The sequence below is a fragment of the Streptomyces sp. NPDC001920 genome (genome assembly GCF_053594495.1).
Window position 1 is genome coordinate 74,287 of the sequence record NZ_JBSFEP010000030.1, and the last position, 24,940, is coordinate 99,226.

General features: G+C 71.8%; 18 protein-coding genes and 1 pseudogene. 12 read left to right on the forward strand and 7 right to left on the reverse strand.

The features are described from left to right. Position 1 precedes the first annotated feature (1 nt). Genes ACWCPI_RS36080 through ACWCPI_RS36100 form a run of 5 tightly spaced genes read right to left on the reverse strand, consistent with a single transcriptional unit; the run spans position 2 to position 9,055 of the window. Positions 2-793, reverse strand: a complete 792-nt coding sequence (locus ACWCPI_RS36080; RefSeq protein ID WP_451042190.1) for a thioesterase II family protein — start codon at positions 791-793, stop codon at positions 2-4. Next, on the reverse strand, positions 790-1,662 hold the full coding sequence (locus ACWCPI_RS36085; RefSeq protein ID WP_451042191.1) for a hypothetical protein: 873 nt from the start codon (positions 1,660-1,662) through the stop codon (positions 790-792). Before ACWCPI_RS36085 ends, ACWCPI_RS36080 begins: the two co-directional genes overlap by 4 nt. Then, positions 1,659-2,984, reverse strand: coding sequence for an MFS transporter (locus tag ACWCPI_RS36090; protein WP_451042192.1), 1,326 nt, complete (start codon positions 2,982-2,984; stop codon positions 1,659-1,661). Before ACWCPI_RS36090 ends, ACWCPI_RS36085 begins: the two co-directional genes overlap by 4 nt. Positions 2,985-2,987: 3 nt before the next feature. Next, the gene (locus ACWCPI_RS36095; protein WP_451042193.1) at positions 2,988-3,215 is read right to left on the reverse strand and encodes an MbtH family protein; all 228 of its coding nucleotides are present in this window, start codon (positions 3,213-3,215) and stop codon (positions 2,988-2,990) included. Continuing rightward, the gene (locus ACWCPI_RS36100; protein WP_451042194.1) at positions 3,215-9,055 is read right to left on the reverse strand and encodes an amino acid adenylation domain-containing protein; all 5,841 of its coding nucleotides are present in this window, start codon (positions 9,053-9,055) and stop codon (positions 3,215-3,217) included. The genes ACWCPI_RS36095 and ACWCPI_RS36100 overlap by 1 nt, the downstream gene beginning before the upstream one ends. Before the next feature lie 814 nt (positions 9,056-9,869). On the opposite strand from ACWCPI_RS36100, the gene ACWCPI_RS36105 reads away from it, so the two are divergent. The 10 genes and pseudogenes from ACWCPI_RS36105 (at position 9,870) to tgmB (ending at position 22,405) form a co-directional block, all read left to right on the forward strand. Next, positions 9,870-12,416, forward strand: a complete 2,547-nt coding sequence (locus ACWCPI_RS36105) for a SpoIIE family protein phosphatase (RefSeq protein ID WP_451042195.1) — start codon at positions 9,870-9,872, stop codon at positions 12,414-12,416. Between the two features lie 470 nt (positions 12,417-12,886). Next, positions 12,887-15,508, forward strand: a complete 2,622-nt coding sequence (locus ACWCPI_RS36110; protein ID WP_451042206.1) for a SpoIIE family protein phosphatase — start codon at positions 12,887-12,889, stop codon at positions 15,506-15,508. A gap of 133 nt (positions 15,509-15,641) precedes the next feature. Continuing rightward, positions 15,642-16,457, forward strand: coding sequence for a chitosanase (locus tag ACWCPI_RS36115; protein WP_451042196.1), 816 nt, complete (start codon positions 15,642-15,644; stop codon positions 16,455-16,457). A 203-nt stretch (positions 16,458-16,660) separates the two neighbouring features. Next, on the forward strand, positions 16,661-18,025 hold the full coding sequence (locus ACWCPI_RS36120; protein ID WP_451042197.1) for an FAD-dependent oxidoreductase: 1,365 nt from the start codon (positions 16,661-16,663) through the stop codon (positions 18,023-18,025). A 112-nt stretch (positions 18,026-18,137) separates the two neighbouring features. Then, positions 18,138-18,413, forward strand: a pseudogene (locus ACWCPI_RS36125) (DUF1152 domain-containing protein); the annotation flags it as partial. 181 nt (positions 18,414-18,594) lie between these two features. Beyond that, positions 18,595-19,089, forward strand: coding sequence for a lamin tail domain-containing protein (locus ACWCPI_RS36130; RefSeq protein WP_451042198.1), 495 nt, complete (start codon positions 18,595-18,597; stop codon positions 19,087-19,089). 227 nt (positions 19,090-19,316) lie between these two features. After that, positions 19,317-20,513 (forward strand): hypothetical protein, encoded by a 1,197-nt coding sequence (locus tag ACWCPI_RS36135; protein ID WP_451042199.1) that lies wholly within the window; start codon positions 19,317-19,319, stop codon positions 20,511-20,513. A 296-nt stretch (positions 20,514-20,809) separates the two neighbouring features. Then, positions 20,810-21,139: a DUF1232 domain-containing protein gene (locus ACWCPI_RS36140; protein WP_451042200.1), complete on the forward strand. Its 330-nt coding sequence runs from the start codon at positions 20,810-20,812 to the stop codon at positions 21,137-21,139. A gap of 83 nt (positions 21,140-21,222) precedes the next feature. Further along, positions 21,223-21,414 carry a putative ATP-grasp-modified RiPP gene (gene tgmA, locus ACWCPI_RS36145; RefSeq protein ID WP_388804843.1) on the forward strand — a complete coding sequence of 64 codons (192 nt, stop codon included), beginning with the start codon at positions 21,223-21,225 and terminating at the stop codon, positions 21,412-21,414. Between the two features lie 16 nt (positions 21,415-21,430). Then, positions 21,431-22,405 (forward strand): ATP-grasp ribosomal peptide maturase, encoded by a 975-nt coding sequence (tgmB, locus tag ACWCPI_RS36150; protein ID WP_451042201.1) that lies wholly within the window; start codon positions 21,431-21,433, stop codon positions 22,403-22,405. 5 nt (positions 22,406-22,410) lie between these two features. Here the strand turns inward: tgmB and ACWCPI_RS36155 are convergent, their stop codons facing one another. Together ACWCPI_RS36155 and ACWCPI_RS36160 are read right to left on the reverse strand one after the other, a co-directional pair. Then, complete coding sequence (locus ACWCPI_RS36155) at positions 22,411-22,635, reverse strand: hypothetical protein (protein ID WP_388804849.1); 225 nt, start codon at positions 22,633-22,635, stop codon at positions 22,411-22,413. A gap of 166 nt (positions 22,636-22,801) precedes the next feature. After that, on the reverse strand, positions 22,802-23,263 hold the full coding sequence (locus ACWCPI_RS36160; protein WP_451042202.1) for a DUF2269 family protein: 462 nt from the start codon (positions 23,261-23,263) through the stop codon (positions 22,802-22,804). 222 nt (positions 23,264-23,485) lie between these two features. Between ACWCPI_RS36160 and ACWCPI_RS36165 the strand changes: the two genes are divergently transcribed. Then, positions 23,486-24,484, forward strand: a complete 999-nt coding sequence (locus ACWCPI_RS36165; protein WP_451042203.1) for a GlxA family transcriptional regulator — start codon at positions 23,486-23,488, stop codon at positions 24,482-24,484. Positions 24,485-24,557: 73 nt separating this feature from the next. Further along, positions 24,558-24,940, forward strand: a 383-nt coding sequence (locus tag ACWCPI_RS36170; RefSeq protein WP_451042204.1) for a hypothetical protein, incomplete at its 3' end; no start/stop codon positions are given.

Below are 24,940 nucleotides of genomic sequence, written 5' to 3' on the forward strand. Positions count from 1 at the left end.
ATCAGCCGTGCCCTCCTGAGTGACCGGTCCCCGCACCACTGGGTTCAGGGCTCCTCGGGTCGGCGAGCAGCGAGGCGAGGAGGTCCGTCAGCTGCTCCGGTGCGCCGAGGAAGGCGTAGTGCCCGCCGTCGAGCACGGAGAACCGGACGTCCGCCGAGTACTCCCGCCACGGCCGGATCTGCTCCAGGGTGATCTCCTCGTCGTCGGCCCAGTGCAGCGCGGTGATGCCGACGGGCAGGGTCAGTGGGCGCTGCCGGCGGTAGACACGGTTGGCGTCGAGGTCCTGGTGCAGCACCTCCAAGGTCAGCTCGATCAGGGCGGGATGCGGTTCACCGCCCCGCTCGACGACGATCCGGCCCAGCTCCCGGCCGAGTTGCTCGTCGTCCATGTCCAGGAAGCGGTCCTGCGGACAGTGGTGCGGGGGCACCTGGGCCGAGACGACCAGCCGGTGCGGCAGGGGCAGGCCCCGCTCGGCCAGCAGAGCCGCCGTCTCGAACGCGGGCAGCGCGCCCGCGCAGTGTCCGAACAGCACGAACGGCCGGTCCAGATAGGGCAGCAGCTGCTTCACCAGGTCGGCGGCCAGTTCCTCGTAGGTGCCGTAGTGCGGCTCCCGCACCCGGTTCTCCCGGGCCGGGAGCTGGATCGGGCACACCTCGGCGGTGCCGATCATGCGGGGCCACTGGCTGAACATCGAGCCGCCCACACCGGAGTACGGAAAGCAGAAGACTCGGGCTTCGGCGTCGTCGGACGGCCTGCGCAGCAGCCGGGTGGGGAGAGGGTGCGTGTCGCTCATGTCCACGACACCACGGTGCTGTCGTCGACGAAGCCGAGGATGCCCGCCAGCGTGGTGCGGCGCAGCCGCGGATCGGTGTTGGGCTCGACCGCGTGGACGTGCGCGCCGTTGAAGACGTAGACGTCACCGGCGTGCACGTCGACCCACTTCAGCTCGACTCCCTCCAGGGTGTCCAGCGGGTAGGGCGAACCCGTGTAGTGCAGGCCCAGTGCCCGCTTGGACGTCTCGTCGGGCCGGATGTTCCAGTACGCGAGTCGGCCGCCGTCGCCGTTCTCCAGGCAGATGTTCAGCGCCGCGGGCTGGTAGCCGGCCACCTTCTGTATCTCGAAGTCGGCCTGCTGCGGTTCGGTGCACTGGGACAGGTCGTCGTGCGGAGCCAGCGCGTACTCGCCCTGGCCGTGCCAGGAGCGCAGCAGTCCGCGGCAGGCCTCCCGGCCCCCGTGCCGGGCCGGCCGCACCGTGGCGCCGGCCTCGGCCAGCACCCTGTCCAGCCCTTCGTAGAAGATCTTCAGGGGGTCGTCCGGAACGGCGAGCACGTCGTCGAGCGCCGCGGCCACCTCCGCGGTCTCGTCCAGGTACGCCGCGGTGGTCTTGTGGTAGTGGAAGGCGCCCAGGAAGTAACCGGGCGCCTCCGCGCCGCGGGTCCTCCTGGCGGGGCTGGCCCAGAACCGCTCGGCCAGTTCGGCGCAGGTGTCCGGCTTCACCATGCCGCGGAACATGACTCCGGCGATCCGGCCGTGCAGGACGTCGAGGAGCGCCCTCGGCTCGAAGGTGTCGTACTCGCGGAAGACGAAGTAGTCGGCGTCGCCGCTCCAGCCGGTCAGCCGGCGGCGGGACGCGGTGCTGTCGGTCGTGGCGAACGTGGTCATGATTCCTCCAAACGGTGGTCGCCGCGGGCCGGTTCGCCGCCCGCTTCCGGGCGGTTCCCGGGCGGGCCGGAAGCCGGGACGGAGACCTCGGGTGTCGCGCTCGCCGGGGACTGCCCGTCGTCGACCGCGCGCACCGAGGGCAGCAGCAGGACGAGGGGTCCCGCCAGCACGATCAGCACACCGGCCCCCACCAGTGCGGGGCCGACGCCGAGCGCAGCCGACGCGGGACCGGCGAGGGCGAGCCCGAGGGGAACGAACGCGAAGGAGCCCACGGCCTCGTACGACATGACCCGGGCGAGTTTCTCCTCGGGCACGTTCTTCTGCAGGGCGGTGTCCAGCAGCACTTCGTAGACGTCGATGCAGACGCCCGCCGCGAAGGCGAGCACGGCGACGGCGGCGACCGGCGCCTCGGCGGCGAGCAGGAACAGAGGCAGCGGGAAGCCCATGGTCAGCAGTGCGGCCAGCCGGATCGGGCGGCGGGTGCGCAGCCGTACGGCCGTGGTGCTGCCGACCACGTAGCCGATGGCCTGCGCGGTGAGGATCAGACTCCAGGCGGGCGCCCCGCCCAGATGGTCCTTGGCGACCACCGGGCCGAGCACGTAGAAGCCGCCGGCCAGCAGCACGTTCACGAAGCACAGCTGGGCCACCATCAGCCACACCCACTGGCGTGCCGTGAACTCCTTCCAGCCGTCGCGCAGTTCCCGCACCAGGGAAGCGGACGTCTCGGCGGGCGGGGTCGACTTCAGCCGGATCCCCAGCAGGAGCGCGGCGGAGATGAGGAAGGAGGCCGCGTCGATGGCCAGCGTCGGCCCGGCGCCGACCAGGGCGACCAGGATGCCGGCGACGGCCGCACCGATGATGTTCCCGCCGCGCATGGCCAGTTGCAGCAGGCCGTTGGCGGACTGCAGGACGTCCCCGGAGACGAGCTGCGGCATCACGGACCGGGAGGCCGGTTCGAAGAGTGCGGCGGCGGCGCCGTTGACGCAGGCCAGGAGGGCGAGGGAGAGCGTCGAGGCGTACTCGGTGATCACCAGCGCGGCCGCGGCGCCCTGCGCGAGGCCGGCCACCACATCCGCTCCCACCATCACCCGGTACCTGGGCCACCGGTCGGCGACGACGCCGCCCAGCAGGACGAACACCACCTGGCTCGCCAGCCGGGCGGTGAGCACCAGACCGAGCCCGGTGGCCGACCCGTCGGGCAGTTCGAGAACGGTGAAGGCCAGGGCGACCGGAGCGATCGCGTTGCCGAGCAGGGAGACGGATCGGGCCGACAGCAGGCACAGCACCGAGCGGTCGCGCAGAACCCACAGGTTGGACGACAAGAGTCACCCACCCGTGCCCGGGTCGGGGCGTGAGGAGGCCACGAGGCCGGCCGGGCGCAGGTCGCTCCAGTGCTCCTCCACGTACGCCACGCATTCCGGGCGGGGCCGGTCCGCGAGGACCATCTCCCAGCCCGGCGGGACCTCGGCGAAGGACGGCCAGAGGGAGTACTGGCCTTCCGCGTTGCGCAGGACCCGGTACAGCGCGTCGGGATCGTCGAAGGGGTTCGTCATCAGTCGTCTCCGTTCGCGGGAGCCGTACCGGCTCCCTGGGGGGACGCCGGCCGCTCGAGGGCGGCGGAGAGATGACGGCCGATCTCCGCGAGCGGGGCGGGGTGGTTCATGTTCGTGTGAGTGGTCTCGATCGGGTGCCACCTCACCTCGCCGTCCACGAACTCCTTCCAGACGTCGGGCGTGGGAGCTCCCTCGGTGCGGCCTTGTGTCGCCATGAAGAACAGCACGTCGCCGGTGATCCGCTTCGGCTCGTACGCGCCCACGATGTGCCGGTTGTGCGCCATCGCCGTCAGCAGGGCGACCAACTGCGCTTCCTGGAGGCTGGCGAGGGCTCCGGTGTCGTTCCGCAGGATCTCCACCGCCTTGGCGATCTCGGGCGAGCCCTCCTGCGGGACGGCCTGCGGCCGGGACGGGTCCAGCAGCGCGGCCAGCATCTCCCGGTCGTCCAGGCGGTAGTGGTTGGGCACGCCCGGATAGCAGTCGAGCATGGTCAGCAGCGCCACCTCATGGCCCTGCCGCTGGAGCTGTGCGGTCATCTCGAAGGCGACGATGCCGCCGAACGACCAGCCGAGCAGGTGGTAGGGGCCGGCGGGCTGGATGGCCCGGATCCGCTCGGCATAGTCGGCGGCCATCTCCTCCACGGTGGCGGGCATGTCGTCCGGGTGGAGCAGGCCCCGTGCCTGGATGCCGTAGACCGGGACGTCGCCGGGGATGTGCTTCAGGAAGCCCGCGTAGCTCCAGCTGAGACCGCCGCCGGGGTGGATGCAGAAGAGTGGGGGCCGCGTGCCGACGGTACGCAGCGGCAGTTCGACCTCCAGGGCGCTGTCCCCGTTGCCGATGCCGGCGTGTTCGGCCAGCCCGGCCACGGTGGGCGCCTCGAACAGGGTGCGCATGCCGATCCGCAGACCCAGGGTGTCACGCACCCGGCTGATCAGCCGGGCCGCCAGCAGTGAGTGCCCGCCGAGCTGGAAGAAGTCGTCGTCGATGCCGACCGAGGGCAGTCCGAGCACCTCGGCGAACAGTTCGGACAGCACTTCCTCACGTGGTGACCTGGGCCGCCGGGTGCTGACGTGGTCGGTGAGGTCGGGCGGCGGCAGCAGGTCGCGGTTGAGCTTGCCGTTGCCCCGCAGCGGGAGGGTCTGCAGGCTCACGAACGCGGCCGGCACCATGTGTTCGGGTACCCGCGCGCTGAGGTGGTCGCGCAGTTCGGCGGGGCCGGGGGCGTCCGGCGATCCGGGCACCACGTAGGCGACGAGCCGCTTGTCGCCGGGCCGGTCCTCGCGTACGACGACCGCCGCGCGCGCGATCCCGGGATGTTCGGTGAGGACCGTCTCGATTTCGCCCGGTTCGATGCGGAAACCGCGCACCTTGACCTGGTCGTCGGCCCGGCCCGCGAACTCCAGGGTGCCGTCCCGTCGCCAGCGCGCCAGGTCCCCGCTTCGGTACATCCGCTCGCCGGGCGCCCCGAAGGGGTCGGCGACGAACCGCGCGGCGGTCAGCCCGGGCCGGCCCAGATATCCGCGCCCGACGCCGGCGCCGGCCAGGTACAGCTCGCCCGTGACGCCCACGGGTACCGGGTTGAGCCACTGGTCGAGGACGTGGACGCGGGTGTTGGCCAGCGGCTGTCCCACGGGGATGACACCGTCCAGGTCCTGCGGGCGTACCCGGTGGACCACGCTCATCATCGTGGTCTCGGTGGGGCCGAGCTGGTTGACCACCTCGCAGCCCCAGCGGTCCAGCAGCTCACGCGCCTCGCCCGGGCGCAGCGTCTCCCCGGCGGTGCCGACCAGCCGCAGCGAGGAGAAGTCGGCCGGGTCGGCCCCGTACACGGTGATCGACTCCAGCAGGGACGGCACGACGCAGAGGATGACGGTGGGACGGCTGTCGCGGATGGCGCCGATGACGACACCGGGGTCCCGGCTGCCCTCCTCCGGCAGCAGGGCGACGGACGCGCCCACCGCCAGCGGCCCGAAGATCTCGCGCACCGGGGGCTCGAAGGCCAGGGAGGTGATCTGCAGACTGATGTCCTGAGCGGTCAGACGGAACCGCCGTGCCATGTCGAGCAGTCGGTTCACCACACCGCCGTGCTCGATCAGCACGCATTTGGGCTTGCCGGTGGAACCGGAGGTGTAGATGGCGTACGCCAGATCCCTTCCGCCGGTGTCGCGGTCGGGCCGTAGGACCGGGGCGGCGTCGAGCCGTGCGTCGGAGTCGACCCGGACCACCTCGGTCCCGTCCGGGGCGATGCCGTCGGCGAGGCCGCCCCGGCTGACCAGGAGAGCGGCCCCGCTGTCCGCGGCCATGAACCGCAGCCGTTCCGCGGGCAGCTCCGGGTCCAGGGGCACGTACGCGCCGCCCGCCTTCCACACGCCGAGCATGGCGGCCACGGCCTCCGGGCCGCGTGGCAGGCAGATCCCGGCGACCGTGCCCGGGCCCACGCCCAGGGTGCGCAGCAGGTGGGCGTACTGGTTGGCGCGTTCGTCGAGCCGCCGGTACGTCCACCGGACATCCTGCTGCATCAGGGCCGTCGCGTCGGGGGTGCGGTCCGTCTGCTCCTCGACGAGGTCCGCGACGGTCTTGTGGCGTGGGTAGGGCGCGTCCGTGTCGTTGCGCTCCACCACCAGCAGCCGGTGTTCGGCCGGATCCAGGACGGCGAGGCGGCCGAGCCGTGCGTCGGGCCGCGCCACCGCGTCCCGCAGCAGCCGGACCAGGCACGCGGCGACGTGCTCGGCGGTCTCCCGGTCGAAGAGGTCGCGGCTGTACTCCAGGTCGCCCAGAATGCGCTGCGGCGCGTGGGGCGCCCCGCCCGCGGTGTCGAACTTGAAGGACAGGTCGAACTTGGCGGTGCCGGTGGTCACCGGCTGGGACGAGACCTCCAGTCCGGGCAGGGCGAAGTCGTCCGGGATGCCGCTCTGGGCCGCGAACATGACCTGGAAGAGCGGGTGACGGGCGGCTGAGCGGGGCGGGTTCAGCACCTCGACCAGCCGCTCGAAGGGCAGGTCCTGGTGGTCGTAGGCGGCGAGACTGCCCGTCCGCACCCGGCGCAGCAGCTCCGCGAAAGTCGGGTTGCCGGAGGTGTCGGTGCGCGTCACCACCGTGTTGACGAAGAAGCCCACGAGATGGTGCAGCGCCTGATCGCCGCGGCCCGCGACGGCGTTGCCGATCGGGAGGTCGGTGCCCGCTCCCAGCCGGGTCAGCAGCGCGGCCACCGCCGCCTGGAGGACCATGTGGACCGTACAGCCGCTGCGCCGGGCCAGGGCGAACAGGTCGGCGCTCAGCGTCTCGTCGAGGTCGACGGGAACCATGTCGCCGAGGAAGCCGGGATCGGCCGGGCGGGGACGGTCGGCCGGCAGCGCCAGCTCCTCCGGGGCGTCCTCCAGCGCCGCCCGCCAGTACGCGAGCTGCCTGGCCGCCAGGGTCCCGGGCCGGTCGTCGCCCTCCAGCAGACGCCGCTGCCACAGGGCGTAGTCGGCGTACTGGACGGGCAGGGGCGGCCACGCGGGCGCCGTGCCGGACAGCCGGGCCGTGTACGCCTGCGTCAGGTCCCGCATGAGCGGTTCGAGCGACCAGCCGTCACCGGCGATGTGGTGCAGCACCAGGAGCAGCACGCTCCGTTCGGCGCCGGTCTCGAAGAGCGTGGCACGCAGCGGCAGATCGGCCGCCAGATCGAAGCTCCGCCGCGCCTCCTCGGTGAGGAGTCGGTCCACCTGGCCGGGGGTGGCACGGCGGACGACCAGTCGCACAGCGGCGTCCGCCGGGTCGAGGATCCTCTGGTACGGGGTGCCCTCCCGGTCGACGTACAGCGTCCGCAGGATCTCGTGCCGGCGCACCACGTCCCGCAGGGCCGCTTCGAGAGCCGCAACGTCGACGCGGCCGCTCAGGCGCAGGGCGTAGGGGATGTGGTAGGCCGGGTTCTCGCCGTGCACCTGCTGCAGGATCCACAGCCGCTGCTGGGCGAAGGACAGCGGCAGGTCACCGGACCGGTCCGTCGGGGTGAGGGCAGGCCGTGCGCAGTCCGGTCCCGTCTCCAGCCTGCGGGCGAGGGCGGCCGGGGTACGGGTGTCGAACAGGTCCTTGAGGGCGACCTCCACGCCCAGCAGTGCCCGGATCCGGTTGACCACGCGGATGGCTGTCAGCGAGTGACCGCCGAGCGCGAAGAAGTCGTCGTCGGGGGCAAGACCGTCGCGGTCCAGCACTTGGGCGAACAGCTCGCGGATCAGCTCCTGGCGCAGGGAACCGGAGAACGCGCCGCCCGGTGCGGGGGGAGCGTCGGCGAGGGCGCCGGACAGGGGCAGCCCTTGTGCGCCGAGCGCGTCCCGGTCCAGCTTCCCGTTGGCGGTGAGGGGCAGGGCTTCCAGGGTCCGCAGGGCGGCGGGCACCATGTAGTCCGGCAGGCGCTCAAGCAGGTGGGCTCGCAGGCCGGGTTCGTCCAGGGGGAGCGACGGATCGGGTACGACGTAGGCGACGAGGGCCGGCGTGCCGTCGGCGTCCTCCCGGGCGGCAGCGGCCTGCCGGACGGCGGGATGGGCCGTCAACGCCGCCTCGACCTCGCCCAGTTCGACACGGAAGCCCCGGATCTTGACCTGTTCGTCGGCCCGGCCCAGATACTCGATGTCGCCGTCGGGCAGTCGGCGCCCGAGGTCTCCGGAGCGGTAGCCGCGCACCGGGCGGCCGTCCGCGCCGGTGACCGTGACGAAGCGCTGGGCCGTCAGTTCCGGACGGCCCAGATAGCCTCTGGCGACGCCGGGACCGGTCACCACGATCTCGCCCGGCTGCCCGTCGGGTACGGGTGTCAGGTCGTCGTCGGTGATGAGCACCCCGAGATCGGGCAACGGGCGGCCGATCAGGCTGCCGCCGCGGTCGAGGTCCTCGCGCACCACGCGCCGGTATGTGGCGTGCACGGTGATCTCGGTGATGCCGTACATGTTGACGAGCGCAGGACTCCGGTCCCCGTACTTGTCCAGCCACGGCGCGAGGTCGGTGAAACGCAGCGCCTCTCCCCCGAACACCACCCACTTCAGGGGCAGCCGCTCGTCGTGGCGGGCCTCCTCGGCGACCAACTGGGCGAACGCGGTGGGGGTCTGGCTCAGGACGGTCACCCTCTCCTCGGCCAGCAGCCGGCGGAACGCGGCCGGGTCCCGGGCGGTGTCGCCCGGAACGACCACGATCCGGCCGCCGTGCAGGAGGGCTCCCCACATCTCCCAAACGGAGAAGTCGAAGGCGAACGAGTGGAAGAGGGACCACACGTCCTCGTGGCCGAAACCGAACAGGGCCTGGCTGCTGTGGAAGAGCCGCAGAACGTTGTGGTGGGTGACTTCGACACCCTTGGGACGGCCCGTGGTTCCGGACGTGAAGATGACGTAGGCACGGTTCGAGGGCGCGATCCCCTCAGTGGTGTAGGTCCAGTCACCGGGATCGTCGGGCACGTCGTCCACGTACACCACGGGAACGCCCGCGGGGACCCTGCCGGACAGCGAGCGTGAGGCCAGGACGAGGGGCGGAGCCGCCTCTTCGAGGATCGCCTGTGTTCTGGCGCGGGGGGAGGCGGGATCGAGGGGGACATAGAAGTTGCCGGTCTTCAGGACGGCGAGTGCGGCAGCCACCATGTCGGTGGAACGATTCACCATAAGGGCAATACCCTGATCGCCCGCCGACACGTGCGGCAGAATTCTCTTGGCCAGAGAGTTCGCCCGTACTTCCAATCGACGGTAGCTGAGGCTTTCTTCGCCGCAGCGTAACGCTTCCCTTTCGGGATACCTCTCCACCGTTGCCGAAAATGCCTCAAGGAGGTTTTCCGAAAAAGATGAAGACCGTCCGGAAAGGGCGTCTGGTATCGGCATCTATCCCCCGTACCCTCACTCCACGCTTGAAAGGGCGGCGCGGATTCTGCATATGCAGGCCGCACCCACACGAGGACGCTAGCCACCGTCGGGGGAATGATCAACCATCCATCTCTGTATGACTGAAACAGATATGTCGTCAGGGATACGGGATGACGCGTTCCCGCAGTTGGGAGAGGTTCCGAGTCGCCCTCCAAGGACCCTGGAACGTGGCTTGAACCGGGGCGTTTCTCCTCTGACACGTCGGGTACGCGTAGAGATATTTCGGCCCTGACCGGACCGCGCCGGACCGCGGTGACGGGGCATTCCGGCGAGGAGCGCCAAGTTCATGGCAGCGCGACGGGCCTCAGGCTCTTCGCCGGGTCCGCCGGGCCCGCCGACGTCACGGCGCCCGGAGGTCGAGTCCCGGTCTCGGTGGCGATGCCGCCGGTGGGAGCGGGTCGGTGCCGCCTCCGGTCGAGGCGGCTTTCCTCAGACCGTGAGCGGGTCGAGGCCGCCTCCGGCGAGTGAGCCATAAGACGACGTGGTCTCGTTCGGTGAGTCGGCGGTGGCAGATCAGGAGGGGCCGCGGTCGTGCGGATTCGCGCCGGAGATCCCGATCGGGAGGGGTGAACCGGTCCGCCCGGTGATCAAGTGGGCCTTCGGGCCCTCGTCGCCGCGCGTCCACCCGTCCCGCGCCCGTACCGGCCGGCCCATGGCGGGTCCGGTGGGCCTTGCACACCTCTGGCCAAGCCGCCCCGGGTGCGGGCAGGGTGCGTCGTGGCGCATTCTTGCTGTGTCGCACGCGTGACGGCGTACGGACGAAGGTAGACCGATGACTGGGAGCGCCGAGGGCGCAGAGCGCACGCCCGGCAGGCTGGCGGCGCTGCTGATCGATGCCTCGGCGGAGGCGATCAGCGCGGCCGGGGGCCACGCCGGAGGGGTCTATCTGCGCTCACGCACGCCCGGACTGCTGCGTCTGGCGGTGCTGGAAGGGTTGCCCGGGCCACTGTTCCGGCCGTGGTGGCGGCTGCACGTGGACCGTCCGTTCCCCGTCGCGGACGCCTATCGGCTCGGCGTGGAGGTCGCGCTGCCGAACGCGACGGAGACGATGCGCCGCTATCCGCAGTTCGCGGCCGGTCTGCCGTTCCAGTTCGGGTCGCTGCACATTCCCGTGGCGGCCGGCTCGTCGGTCTTCGGTGTCCTGACCGTGCTGCTGCCTCCGGCGGGGGACGCCACGGAACTGCTGCCCGTGCGTGAGCGCCTCACTCGGCTGGCGGAGGAGCTGGGAGGGGCGCTGGAGAAGCTGCGGGACGGGGAGGGTGCGTCGGCGGTCACGTGGGAGGGCGGTCCCCTCTGTGTCCGGCCCCCGGCCAGCCGCCCGCCCTCGGGTCGTCTCGGCCAGTTCGTCTGGGACCCGGTGACGGGCACGGTGACGACGGACGAACGGCTCAACCTGGTCCTGGGTCCGGGCGCCTGGCAGGCCGACGGAACCGTCGAGGGGTTCGCCCGGGCGGTCGCCCCGGATGACGCGGAAGGGATCCTGGCGGCGCTGCGGGAGGCGGCGGGAGGCCGTCCGCCCTCCCTGCCGCTGTGCGTGCACGCCCCGGACGGTGCGCTGCGGCTGGTCGAGGTCTGGGGGCCGTACGAGGACGCGGCGCGCCCCGGTGAGCCGGCGCCGGCCGGCGCGACGACCGTTCGGGGTGCCGTACTGGAGCCGGGGCCGGGCACGGTGGCGGACTCGGCGGCCGACCTGCTGCCGGAAGGGGTGTTCTGCCTGGACCGGCTGGGTGCGGTCGTCTACGCCAACCCGCGTGCGGCGGCACTGCTGCGCCGCCCCCGCAGCGAGCTGCTGGGCCGCACGTTGTGGGAGGGCGTGCCGTGGCTGAACCAGCCGGCCTTCGAGGATCATCTGCGCGGAGCGCTGCTGTCACCGGACCCGGTGCACTTCCATGTCCGCAGACCGTCCGCGCACAGCGGTGACTCCGCCGCCGACCCGCTCGGCGGGGACCTGCTGTCCATGTCGGTGTATCCCGGTCCGGACCTGCTGACCTGCACGCTCCGCCCCGGGCACCACATGGCGGACAGCCCGTCCGGGCCTGCGGAGGCGCAGGGTACGCCGGAGCCGGTCGGCACGCCCTCGCTGTCTCCCCTGTACCGGCCCATCGTGCTGGCCATCGCGTTGACGGAGGCGGTGACCGCCCGTCAGGTCTCCGCGGTGGTGATGCGGGAGCTGCTGCCCGCGTTCGGCGGCCGTCGGCTGGCCATCTACCTGCTCCAGGAACGGCATCTGTTCCTGGCCTGGGAGACGGGCTTCCCGCAGGGGTTCCTCGCCCCGTTCGAGGGGGTGGGCCTGGACGCGCGGCTGCCCGGTGTGGAGACGCTCACCACCGGTCGACCCCTGTTCTTCGACTCGATGCAGCAGCTCGCCGACGCGTATCCGGGCATCGCGCTGGACGCGACGGAGGGGGCCCGTGCCTTCCTGCCGCTGATCGCCTCCGGGCGGCCCGTCGGCTCCTGCATCCTCGGTTTCGACCGGCCGCGCAGCTTCAGCACCGAGGAACGCACGGTGCTGACGGCCATGGCCGGGCTGATCGCGCACGCCATGGAGAAGGCGCGGCGCTACGAGAGCGAGGCCGCGCTGGCCCGTGGCCTGCAACAGGTGCTGCTCCCCCGGCGGCTGCCGCAGCACCCGCTGATGGAGACCGCGGGCCGGTATCTGCCGGGGACGCAGGGCATGGAGGTGGGCGGGGACTGGTACGACGTCGTCGCCGCCGGGGACGGGCTGGCGCTGGTCATCGGCGACGTGCAGGGGCACGGGGTGCAGGCGGCGGCCACCATGGGGCAGCTGCGCAGCGCCGTCAGGGCGTTCGCCCTCGGGGACCGGCCGCCGGACGAGGTCATGAGCGGCACCAACCGCCTGCTCATCGACCTCGACAGCGGCCTGTTCGCGAGCTGCTGCTACATCCGGCTGGACCCGGCGACCGGGGTGGGCCAGGCCGCCGTGGCGGGGCATCCTCGCCCGCTGCTGCGCCGCCCGGACGGCCGTACGCAGGTGGTCGACCTGCCCGGCGGTGTCGTGCTCGGTGTGGACCCGCAGGCCCAGTACCCCGTGACCGAGCTGCGGATGGAGAGCGGGGCCGTGCTGGCGCTGTACACGGACGGGCTGGTGGAGCGGCCCGGTGTCGACATCGACGTCGGCATCAGCGCGCTGCGGGTGGCGCTCGCCCGAGCCGGTGCGCCCGCCACCGGGGCGGGGGGCCGCTCGCTGGCGGGCGTGGCCGACCGGCTCACCGCGAAGGCCCGGCACACCGTGGACCGGCCCGACGACATCGCGCTGTTGCTCGCGACCCGGCGCTCCTCACCGCTGCGCCGGAAGTGAGACCGCAGACGAGACCCAAGGTGCGGGCGGACACGAACACCCGGAGTGTGACGGGACGCGAGCACCCTGAACGCGACCGGACGCGAGCACCCGAGGTGTGACGGGAAGGCGGAACCGCGCCGACCGGCTGTGGCAGGTCGTCCGGCGCACGTGCGCCCGGAGGTGCGGCGGCGGTCGTAACCCTGTTGCGAGGACCGGAGTTGCTCGGGCGGGGTGTCTCGGACATGTGATCGTGCTGTGGGAGAAGGAGCAGGTCCTGTCACGGTCTGTGGCGTCTCTCGCCTCCTGCGGCCCGGCAGTGTAGACATGGGCACATGGTCCGACTATGGGGTCGATCCGGGGCCCGGTCGGCCCGTCGTCCCGGCGGTCCGCGCGCCCGGAGTGCGCCCGGCCGCGCGCTCGGTGTGCCCGAGCGGGCGATCCCGTCCGCAGTGCTCGCCGGTCAGCGCCGTACCGGCCGGTTCTCCGGGATGCGCTCGACGCTGGGCGGTCGCAGCGTCGCGGGGCAGGTGTTCCTGCTCCAGGTGGTGATCGTGCTGCTGCTGGTCGTCGCCGCGGTGGTGGCGCTGGTGCTCCAGGTGCGGTACGACACCACGCGGGAGGCCCGTAACCGCTCGGTGGCGGTCGCCGAGGCGTTCGCGAACGCGCCCGGCACCAGGGAGGCGCTGGACAGCCCGGACCCGAGCGCCGTGCTGCAGCCGCGGGCCGAGGCCGCGCGCGAGGCGACCGGCGTGGACTTCATCGTGGTCATGAACACCGAGGGGGTCCGGTACTCCCATCCCAAGCCGGACCGCATCGGGAAGAAGTTCGTCGGGACCATCGCACCGGCGCTGAACGGGAAGGTCGTCACCGAGGAGATCACCGGCACGATCGGACCGCTGGTGCAGGCGGTGGTGCCCATCGAGGATCCCGACGGGAAGGTCGTCGGACTGGTGTCCGCCGGGGTCACCAAGGCCACCGTGGGCGGCACCGCGAACCGGCAGTTGCCGCTCCTGCTGACCGCCGCGGCGGCGGCGCTGGCCCTGGCCCTGGGCGGCACAGCCCTGGTCAGCAGGCGTCTGCTGCGGCAGACGCACGGTCTCGGCCCGGACGAGATGACCCGGATGTACGAGCACCACGACGCCGTTCTGCACTCCGTCCGGGAGGGCGTGATCATCGTCGGCGACGAGCGGCGGCTGCTGCTCGCCAACGACGAGGCGCACCGCCTGCTCGACCTGCCCCCGGACGCGGAGGGCCGCCGGGTGCTCGACCTCGGTCTCGCTCCCGACACGGCCGAGCTGCTGGACTCAGGCCGCACGGCCACCGACGAGGTGCACCTGGTCAAGGACCGGCTGCTGGCGGTGAACCAGCGCCCGACCCATCTGCGGGGCCGGCCGTCCGGCAGCGTCGCCACCCTGCGTGACTCCACGGAGCTGCGGGCCCTGTCCGGCCGCGCCGAGGAGGCGCGCGAGCGGCTGAACATGCTGTACGACGCGGGTGTGGGCATCGGCACCAGCCTGGACGTGACCCGTACCGCGGAGGAACTGGCGGAGCTGGCGGTGCCCCGGTTCGCGGACTACGCCACCGTCGACCTCTTCGACGCGGTGCTGGCGGGCGGGCATCCGGAGTCGGTGACCCGGCTGCGGCGCACCGCGTGCAGCGGGATCCGCAAGGACGCGCCGCTGTACCCGGTGGGTGAGCAGATCCGGCTGGTCGACTCCTCCCCGCAGGCCCGCGCACTGCACGGCGGACAGGCGGTCATCGAGCCGCGCCTCGCAAAGGCGCCGGGCTGGCAGGCCCAGGATCTGGAGCGTTCCGCGCAGGTCGTGCAGTTCGGCATCCACTCGCTGATCGCCGTGCCGTTGCGGGCGGGGTCCCTGGTGCTGGGCGTGGTCAGTTTCTGGCGGTCGCAGAAGGCCGAGCCGTTCGAGTCCGACGAGGTCGCGCTCGCGGAGGAGCTGGTGGCTCGGGCCGCGGTGTCCATCGACAACGCCCGCAGGTACACCCGCGAGCACAGCATGGCGGTGACCCTGCAGCGCAGCCTGCTGCCCCGCAGCCTGCCCGAGCAGAACGCGCTGGACATCGCGTACCGGTATCTGCCGGCGCAGGCCGGGGTGGGCGGCGACTGGTTCGACGTGCTGCCGCTGTCCGGGGCCCGGGTCGCGCTGGTGGTGGGGGACGTGGTGGGGCACGGGCTGCACGCGGCGGCCACGATGGGCCGGCTGCGCACGGCCGTGCACAACTTCTCCTCCCTGGACCTGCCGCCCGACGAGTTGCTGGGGCTGCTGGACGAGTTGGTGGCCCGGATCGACCAGGACGAGGCCGAGGCGGACGACAGCGCTCCGGTGACCGGCGCGACCTGCCTGTACGCGGTCTACGACCCGGTCGCCCAGCGGTGCACGATCGCCCGCGCCGGTCATCCGCCGCCTGCCCTCATCGGGCCGGACGGGTCGGTGACCTTCCCGGACGTGCCCGCCGGCCCCCCGCTGGGTCTGGGCGGACTGCCGTTCGAGACGGCCGAGTTGGAGCTGACGGAGGACAGCCGGCTCGTGCTCTACACGGACGGGCTCGTGGAGGACCGGGGCCGGGACATCGACGAGGGACTCGAACTGCTGCGCACGGCACTGACCGGGGCCGGCCGGTCGCCCGAGGAGACGTGCCGGGCCGTGCTGGACGCCCGGCAGCCGACCCGGTCGAGCGACGACATCGCGTTGATCGTGGCGCGCACCCGGGCGCTCGGGCCCGACCTCGTCGCGGAGTGGGAGGTGCCGTCCGACCCGGCGGCCGTCGCCCGGGTGCGCTCGTGCGTGACGCAGACGCTGCAGAGGTGGGATCTGGAGGACCTGTCGTTCACGACGGAGCTGATCCTGAGCGAGCTGGTCACCAACGCGATCCGCTACGGCGGTGACGCCATCCGCGTGCGCATGCTGCGCGACCGCAGCCTGATCTGCGAGGTCTTCGACAGCAGCAGCACGTCGCCGCATCTGCGCTACGCGACCATGACGGACGAAGGCGGACGCGGCCTGTTCCTGGTCGCGCAGCTGGCCGAGCGCTGGGGCACGCGGTACCTGCCCGCCGGCAAGGTGATCTGGGCGGAGCAGCCGCTGCCGTAACAGGCACCTGTTGTGCATTGGTACGAACCTTCGACGCGACCGGTGTCCTGCGCGCCCCACGTCTGATAGGAAACCTTCCTATCAGTGTCACGTACGGCCAACTCTCCTCCCCCCACCTCCCTTTGGAGCCGCCGTGAAGCACCCCACGCACGCGTCGCGCCGCACTCTGCTCGCCCTGATCGGCGCGTCCCTGGCATCGATCCCCCTCCTCGACGCCCCGCCCGCCGCCGCCCGCGCCGCGGTGGGGCTCGACGACCCGGCGAAGAAGGAGATCGCCATGAAGCTGGTGTCGAGCGCGGAGAACTCCTCACTCGACTGGAAGGCGCAGTACAAGTACATCGAGGACATCGGGGACGGCCGGGGCTACACCGCCGGGATCATCGGCTTCTGCTCGGGCACGGGCGACATGCTCGACCTCGTCCAGCTGTACGCCGACCGCCGCCCCGGCAACGTCCTCGCCCGGTACCTGCCGGCACTGCGCCGGGTGAACGGCACGGACTCGCACGACGGGCTCGACCCGCACTACCCCCGCGACTGGGTCCGGGCGGCACGGGACCAGGCGTTCAGGCGCGCGCAGGACGACGAGCGCGACCGCGTGTACTTCGACCCGGCCGTGCGGCAGGGCAAGGCCGACGGCCTGCGCGTACTCGGCCAGTTCGCCTACTACGACGCCATCGTCATGCACGGCGACGGCACCGACCCCACCAGCTTCCGCAACATCCGACGGCGCGCCCTGAACCGGGCCCGGCCGCCGGCGCAGGGCGGCGACGAAGTCACCTACCTGCACGCCTTCCTGGACGCGCGGGTGTGGGCCATGAAGCAGGAGGCGGCCCACGAGGACACCAGCCGGGTCGACACGGCCCAGCGGGTCTTCCTGCGCAACGGCAATCTCGACCTCGCCACACCGCTCGACTGGCGGGTGTACGGCGACAGTTACCACCTCGACTGAGCGGCACCCGGCGCCCCGCGCGAACCGGGGCGCCGGACCCGCACGCCCCGCCCCGGCCACCGCGTGAGACAGTGACCGCACGAGCCGTCCTCTCATAAAGTCGCTTTATGGGTCCATAGACCGGACCCGCGTACCGACTTAGGCTTGCCTTAGTTTAGGCTTCCCGTCGAGTCGATCCATCGCCGCTCGAAGGGAACCTGATCATGCCCCGCCCCCTGCGGGTAGCCATCGTCGGAGCCGGCCCGGCCGGAATCTACGCCGCCGACGCCCTGCTCAAGTCCGACGTGGCCGCCGAACCCGGCGTGTCCATCGACCTCTTCGAGCGCATGCCGGCCCCGTTCGGGCTGATCCGCTACGGCGTCGCGCCCGACCACCCCCGCATCAAGGGCATCATCACGGCCCTCCACCAGGTGCTCGACAAGCCGCAGATCCGCCTCTTCGGCAACGTCGACTACCCGAACGACATCAGCCTCGACGACCTGCGCGCCTTCTACGACGCCGTGATCTTCTCCACCGGAGCGACGGCCGACCGGGCGCTGCCGATACCGGGCATCGAGCTCGACGGCTCCTACGGCGCCGCGGACTTCGTCTCCTGGTACGACGGCCATCCGGACGTACCGCGCACCTGGCCGCTGGAGGCGGAGAAGGTCGCGGTGCTCGGCGTCGGCAACGTCGCGCTGGACGTGGCCCGCATCCTCGCCAAGACGGCGGACGAGCTGCTGCCGACGGAGATCCCGCCGAACGTCTACGACGGTCTCAAGGCCAACAAGGCCCTGGAGATCCACGTGTTCGGCCGCCGCGGCCCGGCGCAGGCGAAGTTCAGCCCCATGGAGCTGCGCGAGCTGGACCACTCCCCCAACATCGAGGTCATCGTCGACCCCGAGGACATCGACTACGACGAGGGCTCGATCGCCACCCGGCGGGGCAACAAGCAGGCCGACATGGTCGCCAAGACCCTGGAGAACTGGGCGATCCGCGACGTCGGCGACCGCCCGCACAAGCTGTTCCTGCACTTCTTCGAGTCGCCGGTCGAGGTCCTCGGCGAGGACGGCAAGGTCGTCGGCCTGCGCACCGAGCGCACCGCCCTGGACGGCACCGGCAACGTCAAGGGCACCGGCGAGTTCAAGGACTGGGACGTCACCGCGATCTACCGCGCGGTGGGTTACCTCTCCGACAAACTCCCCAAGCTGCCCTGGGACATCGAGTCGGGCACCGTCCCGGACGAGGGCGGCCGGGTGATCCAGGAGTCCGGCGAGCACCTGCAGTCGACGTACGTCACCGGCTGGATCCGGCGCGGCCCGGTGGGCCTGATCGGCCACACCAAGGGTGACGCCAACGAGACCGTCGCGAACCTGCTGGCCGACTTCGCGGCCGGCCGTCTGCAGACGCCGGGTTCGCCCGAGCCGGAGGCCGTGGACGCCTTCCTCGCCGAGCGCGAGGTCCGGTTCACCACCTGGGAGGGCTGGTACAAGCTGGACGCCGCCGAGAAGGCGCTGGGCGAGCCGCAGGGCCGTGAGCGCGTGAAGATCGTCGAGCGCGAGGACATGCTCCGCGAGAGCGGCGCCTGATTCCCCGACGCAGCGGGGCGGGCCGGGGTCGACCCCGGCCCGCCCCGTTCTCGCACCCCGGCAGGCGCCCGTAGCGGAGAACGTCCCGGCCGGCTCCTGTTGACGTCCCCCGGTGTTCACACTTCCGGAGCCCCCCTTCTTCACCCGGCTGCGCCACGCGCGGCGGGTGCTGGTCGCCGGTGCGGGCGGCGGTTTCGACGTGTACGCCGGATTGCCTACGGCCCTCGCGCTGCGCGCCGCCGGCAAGGAGGTCCACCTCGCCAACGTGGCCGCCGTCGCCGGGCTCGACGAGGTTCCCGAACGACTGGTGACGTGCCTCGGCTTCGGAGTGGACGCCTGCCACGGGGTCAACCACTCGCTCGTGCTGGAGAACCTGGCCGCGGTGGAGCACGCCCGGCGGTGCACGCCATCTCGGGGTTCAGGGACGAACTCACCCGCTGGCGTCCGCCCCGTACATACCCGCACTGACGCCCGCCCGTCTCACGATTCGGTGAAGTCGCCCCCCTCAGAATGCGATCCGCCTACACTCCTGATCTTCACACAAGCTCCACACAGGGGGGTATTTCTCCATGCGTATACGCATCGTCGCCACAACCGCCGTCGCGGCCGGCACGCTGGCCGCACTGTCCGCCGCACCGGCCCAGGCCACCGAGTACTCGTCCGCGCTGAAGATCCGCGGCATCCAGTACGACGCTCCGGGCCGCGACTCCAACAGCTGCTCGACCGGCAACACCGACGAGGAATACCTGACGATCAAGAACTACTCGTCCGGCACCACGGTCAACCTCAAGGGCTATGTCGTGAAGGACAAGGCCGGCAATCGCTTCGCCTTCACCGCCAACCACTACCTGCAGCCCGGCGACTATGTGAAGCTCCGGGGCGGCAACGGCTCCGACTCCGACTCCGGGAACGTCGTCTACCGCGACAACTGCAACTTCATGTGGAACAACGACACGGACTCGATCTACCTCTACAAGCCCTCCGGCGCCGGGGCCGACTCGCACTCCTACACCCGGAGCGGATCCGACCCCGACCGCAACGGCTACATCAGCTACCACGGCTGAGCCGGACATCGCTGCATGAGCGGGACCCGCCCCGATGCGGATGGCGGGCGAGTCCCGCTCACCGAGTCATTGTCATGACGGGAGGCGGAGCGCACCACGAGTGAGCAGCAGTCGGACTGTGCGGACCGCGCACACCCCGTGTGCGGATCTGTGCGGACCCCGCTTGATCGGGACCCACCTGGGGCATCGATACTGGTACGCACGTGCCCCCGCCCACAGATGGACTCATGCCCAGCTCCTCCAGCGCCCGCCCCCCAGCCCCGCCCTCGGTGTGGTCGGCCCGTGGCCGCCACCTCGGACCCGCCGCGCAGGACACCCTCCGGCTCAGCCTGCGGCAGCTCAAGGACAGCGGGACCATAGACGACTTCCTGGAAGTGCCCGAGACCGAGGACGCCCAGGAGTGGATCTTCGAGGCCCGATGGCGGGTCGCCGGGAGCGTGACCGTGCGCGCCCGGATGACCGTCGAGCGCGGCCCCGTCAACGGGCAGATGTGGCAGCTGACCGCGGAGGCGGAGGCCCCGTGGGACCCGCGGTGGCCGTCACCGGCGACCATGTTCTGGCCCCGGGAGCCGGACACGGGCTGGGACAACGACGCCGTCACCGGCCTGCGTCTGACGAACATCAACCCACTGCCCGAGGACGACAAGGACGTACGGCGCATCCTGCGGGACGCGGCGCGGGACGGCTGGAGCATCCATGTGGTCGTCCATGAGGCCATGACCACGGACGAGCGCGGCCAGGTGCCGCTGGCCGGGATGCTCCCGCCGAGCCTGCGGCACCGGGTGGTCGAGCACCGGGCCGCGCCCAGCCAGCTGCGCGTCGTGAACTGGGCCCTTCGCGACGTCGGCGTCGAGGTGCCGCGCGGCGGCGCCGTCGTCCTGCCGGGGACCGCGTCGGCGTCCTCGTACGACGCCGAGGAGTTCGCCGTACGCAGCGTCTTCCTCGACGGCTCGGAGCCGGCCGAGCTCATTCACGCCGTGACGCGGTTCGCCGCGCTGCCGCGCCCGTTGCCGGACGGCGGCGAGGAGGCCGTCGCCGCACTGCGCGAGGACTGGCGGCTGCTGACGCTTCAGGAGGAACTCGCCCGCGAACGCGCGCTGGTGGCGATGTACGCCGAGGCGCTGGAGGCCATGACGAAGTCCCGCGACCTGTACCGGGAGGCCGCCGAGCAGGCGCACGCCGCGCTGGCCGCCTACCGCGAGTCCGCGGACGCGGCACCGGTGGCGCGGCCCGAGCAGGCCGCTCCCGCACCGTCCCCGCTCCAGCACCTGACCCGGACCTTCGAGCGCCTGAAGGGCTCGGCATGGGCCCGCAGGAACACCTCGGACGGGAACGGGACCCACGAGGAGCCCGCACGGCTCGACGAGGCCGCCGGGGAACGGCCGGAGACGGTCGAGGAGCAGCCGCAGACCTCGGACCGTTAGCGACCGGCAGCCGAAGCGGAAAAGTCACCGCAACCGCCCTCGCCGCGTTCAGCCGGGATGCGTACGGCGGCTGCGCCGGATCCGTCGGCGGGGAGTACCGCGTCGGACGGGTTCCCTCCGGCGCACGGGTGGACGGTTCACGCGCCCGCCCAGGCAGGTGGCCGGGCCTCCTGCGCGTCTTTCGTCCTGACGGGTGATGGGGTGCGCCAGGTGACCGCCGTCATGCAATGCGCACGCCCAAGGAGGGAATCCGACCAGCAGTGCGCGCGGTGCGCACCCCGGCAGGAGGAGGCTCCGTGGAGTCGACCACCACTGTGATCTTCGTCGCCGTCGCCCTCGCGGCCGTTGTGCTCGTCGTGGCCCTGTACGTGCTGGTGCGGCTCGTGCGCACGCGGCGTCTGCTGCGCCGGGCGGGGCTGCCCACCGGGCCGCGCTGGGTGTTCTGGGGCGCCCTGCTGTACTTCGTCCTGCCGACCGATCTGGTCCCCGATCCGGTGTATCTGGACGACATCGGAGTGCTCCTGCTGGCACTGCGTACCCTGCGCCGCTCCCCCCGAGCCGAACGACCGGCCCCGTTGGTTACAGAAAGTAAGGAAACCAACCACTCGTTCGATTCGTATAAGTAAGTGGAAACCACAAGGCGTCGGCGAACCGTGGCCGCCGCCGGGTGACCAGGCTCGTTCGGAGCACCACCTGTGAGGGAGAGACGATGCAACCGTTCGCGCTCAACTATGCACGGCCGGCAGCGGAGTTGGAGGTCACCGCTCCGTACGCGTACGACTCCGGTCTGCAGTTGAACGTGCTCCGGGACGGGCGGATAGCCGCCAGTGACCTCGCCCTGATGCGCGAGTTGGGGACCACGACGTCCACGGCGGGTTCGAAGACACACTTCGACGACTGAACACAGGCCGACGACGATGACGGTCTTGATTCTGACCAACGAAGAGGACGTGACGGCCGACATGGTGGTCGTGCACCTGAACGCCTCCGGCGTCCCGGTGGTCCGGCTCGACCCCGCCGACCTGACCGGTGGGGTCGCCCTGTCGGGCGAGTACGTGCACGGCGCCTTCCGCGGCCATCTGTCGGCCTCGGGGCGGCTGGTGGGCATCGGCGGGCTGCGGTCGGTCTGGGTGCGCAGGCCCGGCACGGCGGCGACCCGGGGGGCCACACCCTCCGCATGGCTGACGGAGGAGGCGGGCCAGGCGCTCTACGGCATGCTCCGGGGCTGTGACGCCCGTTGGATGAACCACCCCGACGCGGCCCGCCGGGCCCGGTACAAGCCCTGGCAGTTGCGGCTGGCCCAGCGCTGCGGCCTGCCGGTGCCGGCCACGCTGATCACGACGTTCCCGCAGGCCGCCCGTGAGTTCGCCGCGCGGTATCCGGACCTGGTGGTCAAGCCGGTGTCCGGGGCGCACCCGCAGGATCCGCCGCGGGCGGTGCCCACCAGCAGGGTGGACCCGGACACCGACTTCTCCGCCGTCGCGTTCGGCCCCACTCTGCTGCAGCGGCGCGTCGCCAAGCGGGCCGACATCCGGCTGACCGTGGTGGGCGAGCGACTGCTCGCGGCGCGCAAACCGGCCGGCACGGACGGCGAGGTGGACGTCCGCTTCGCCGAGTCCGAGGTGCCCTGGGCCCCTGTCGAGGTGGCACCGCGTGTCGCCGAGGCCGTGCTGGCGTATCTCAGGGACGCCGAACTCGCCTACGGCGCCTTCGACTTCGTGGAGGACGCCGACGGGACGTGGTGGTTTCTGGAGTGCAACCAGTCGGGGCAGTTCGGGTTCGTCGAGGTGGACACGGGCCAGCCCATCGCCCGGACCATAGCCGAGTGGCTCGCCCGCCCCATTGCCGGGGAGCAACCGCAGGCCGACGGGGCGGGCGCGCGGGTGTGCTGACGGGCTCAGATCCCCTGCGGGCCGGGCGGCAGGGCGCTGCGCTGCCAGGTCGGGGCCGGGGGTGCCGGGCGGCCGGGGGGAACCGGCGCCGGGCCGACGGAGGACTGCAGCAGGGGCTGCATGGCGAACTCCACCTCCCTGTTGACGCGTTCGGCCTCCCTGCGCACCTGGGTGGGGATGTCGCCGCGCTCCGCGATGAGCCGGTCGTAAATGGGGGAATCCTGGAACACCCGTCAACGCGCCTTTCGGTCGTGGCCCCGTGTGCATATGGGCACGGCAGTCGAGTCTAGGCGCCGACGCACACTGAAGTACGAATTCTGCCAGAGCGCTTGACGGCCGGGGAACGCGGCACTGATACTCCGCCGCCACAGCGCCATCTGCTCGGGTCCCGCCTGGTCAGGCGCCGGTCGTCGAGCCGGGCCGGACGATCATCAGGATGGTGACGGTGGCCCACAGCAGGTTGAAGATGCCCGTGAACATGGCGAGCCGCACCGTGGCGGAGCGTTCGACGGGCCGCTCGGCGTCCAGTTGCTCCAGGAGTTCCTCCTGCCGGGGCAGGACGAAGGCGATCAGGATGCCGGCGGCGGCTCCGGTCAGGGCGATCGACACGATCAGCCAGGCGCTGCCGAGCACGCCCATGGCCAGGGCGGTGGCCAGGCCGAGGACCGGGACCGACACCCCGATGCCGGCGTAGACGCGGCAGATGCGGTGCAGGAGCCGGACGGTGGCCACCGCCGCCGCCCCGTCCACGGCCGGGACGCCGCGCGCCGCCGGCGGGAACATGCTGGCCGCCACCGTGACGGGGCCGACGGCGACGATGGCGGCCAGGACGTGAAGGATGAGAAGGATCTTGGTCATCGGCTGGTGTCGGTCTCCGTGTAGGCGCGGGCATGACGCCCCGGGCGGGCCGGCCTTCGGGGCGGTCCGATCCACGTTAGGGATCTTCGCGACGGGCGCACAGAGGCTGGAACGACAGCTGTCAACGGGTTCCCGCCAACAGGCTTTTCCTGATGCGCAGCCGTGTGTGCCCGGTCCACCTGGCCTTCTGTGGGTGGCGAGAATCCGCCTAAGGTGGCATTCATGCACACCGTGGCGATCCTGGTCCTCGACAACGTGGTGCCGTTCGACATGGCCGCGCCCTTCCAGATGTTCAGCTGGACGCGCCTGCCGGACGGACGCCGCCCCTACCGGGTCCGGCTGTGCGCCGAGTCGCCCGAGGTGCCCACCGACGGCTTCGCCCTGCGGATCGAGCGCGGGCTCGACGGACTGGCGGACGCGGACACCATCGTCGTGCCGGGCCGCGACGAGACCGGGCCGCCCTCTCCGGGCGTGGTGGCGGCCCTGCGGGAAGCGGCGCGGTCCGGCACGCGGATCGCGTCGGTGTGCGTGGGCGCCTTCGTGCTGGCCGAGGCGGGACTGCTGGACGGACTGCGCGCGACCACCCACTGGATGGCCACCGACGAACTGGCCCGCCGCTTCCCGCGGGTCGACGTCCAGCCGGACGTGCTGTACGTCGACAACGGGCGGATCCTCACCTCCGCCGGAGCCGCCGCGGGGCTGGACATGTGCCTGCACATGATCCGGCGCGACCTCGGGTCGGCCGTCGCCGCGCACACCGCGCGCATGTCCGTCGTACCCCTGGAACGGGAGGGCGGGCAGGCGCAGTTCATCGTGCACGAGCACCCGCCCGTACCGCGTGGTTCGGCGCTCGAACCGCTGCTGGCGTGGATCGAGGACAATCTCGCCCGGGAGATCACGCTCGGGGAGATGGCGCAGCGCGCGGGGATGAGCGAGCGCACCCTCAGTCGCCGGTTCCGTGCGCAGACCGGCACCACTCCCCTGCAGTGGCTGCTGCGCACGCGGGTGCGGCGGGCCCAGTACCTGCTGGAGAACAGCGACCATCCGATCGAACGGGTCGCGCGGCAGGCGGGGTTCGGCTCTCCGACGGCGTTCCGTGACCGCTTCCGCAGGGTGGTCGGCACCACGCCGCACGCCTACCGGTCCGCGTTCCAGGGGAGGGCGACGGTGGGCGCGCAGTCAGGGCCGGAGGTCGATGCCCGTCAGGTCACGGTGGGATGAATCACCCGAGTCCCCGCGGGTCGTTAGCAGTTAGACAAGGCGTGTCGATCCGCCCCAAGGACGGTGTACGCCCATGAACTGCTCCAGCCGCCTTCTGTGTGCCCTTTACATCGCGACGAGCGCGGGGCTCGCCTGGACCACGGTCCTCGAAGTCCGGTACGGCCCCGTGTGGGCCGCCTGTCTGTTCGCCGCCGCCAGTCTCGTGCCGGTCATCGCCGTCGTACGGGAGACCGTGATCGGCGAACAGCGGCGGTGGCTGCTGGAGTTGGTCGCGCGGGCCGGGCGGGGGGACGACGCCGCGGACGCGATCGTCCGGGCCGAGCTGGACTCCGCGTGCTGTGAGCGCTGGTGGACGAGCCTAGGCAGCGAGCACGACGCCGTACGCCCCCGCCTCGCACGCGCCGCGACGGCCGCGAAACCGCGGTTCGCACGGATCACGCGAGCCGTCACCCCGCA

Coding starts and splice junctions, on each gene's coding strand:
- ACWCPI_RS36095 (WP_451042193.1), bottom strand. CDS start 3,215: ATGACGAACCCCTTCGACGATCCCGACGCGCTGTACCGGGTCCTGCGC.
- tgmB (WP_451042201.1), top strand. CDS start 21,431: ATGACGGTCTTGATTCTGACCAACGAAGAGGACGTGACGGCCGACATG.
- ACWCPI_RS36130 (WP_451042198.1), top strand. CDS start 18,595: ATGCGTATACGCATCGTCGCCACAACCGCCGTCGCGGCCGGCACGCTG.
- ACWCPI_RS36110 (WP_451042206.1), top strand. CDS start 12,887: ATGCGCTCGACGCTGGGCGGTCGCAGCGTCGCGGGGCAGGTGTTCCTG.
- ACWCPI_RS36135 (WP_451042199.1), top strand. CDS start 19,317: ATGCCCAGCTCCTCCAGCGCCCGCCCCCCAGCCCCGCCCTCGGTGTGG.
- ACWCPI_RS36165 (WP_451042203.1), top strand. CDS start 23,486: ATGCACACCGTGGCGATCCTGGTCCTCGACAACGTGGTGCCGTTCGAC.
- ACWCPI_RS36085 (WP_451042191.1), bottom strand. CDS start 1,662: ATGACCACGTTCGCCACGACCGACAGCACCGCGTCCCGCCGCCGGCTG.
- ACWCPI_RS36100 (WP_451042194.1), bottom strand. CDS start 9,055: ATGCCGATACCAGACGCCCTTTCCGGACGGTCTTCATCTTTTTCGGAA.
- ACWCPI_RS36105 (WP_451042195.1), top strand. CDS start 9,870: ATGACTGGGAGCGCCGAGGGCGCAGAGCGCACGCCCGGCAGGCTGGCG.
- ACWCPI_RS36080 (WP_451042190.1), bottom strand. CDS start 793: ATGAGCGACACGCACCCTCTCCCCACCCGGCTGCTGCGCAGGCCGTCC.
- tgmA (WP_388804843.1), top strand. CDS start 21,223: ATGCAACCGTTCGCGCTCAACTATGCACGGCCGGCAGCGGAGTTGGAG.
- ACWCPI_RS36160 (WP_451042202.1), bottom strand. CDS start 23,263: ATGACCAAGATCCTTCTCATCCTTCACGTCCTGGCCGCCATCGTCGCC.
- ACWCPI_RS36120 (WP_451042197.1), top strand. CDS start 16,661: ATGCCCCGCCCCCTGCGGGTAGCCATCGTCGGAGCCGGCCCGGCCGGA.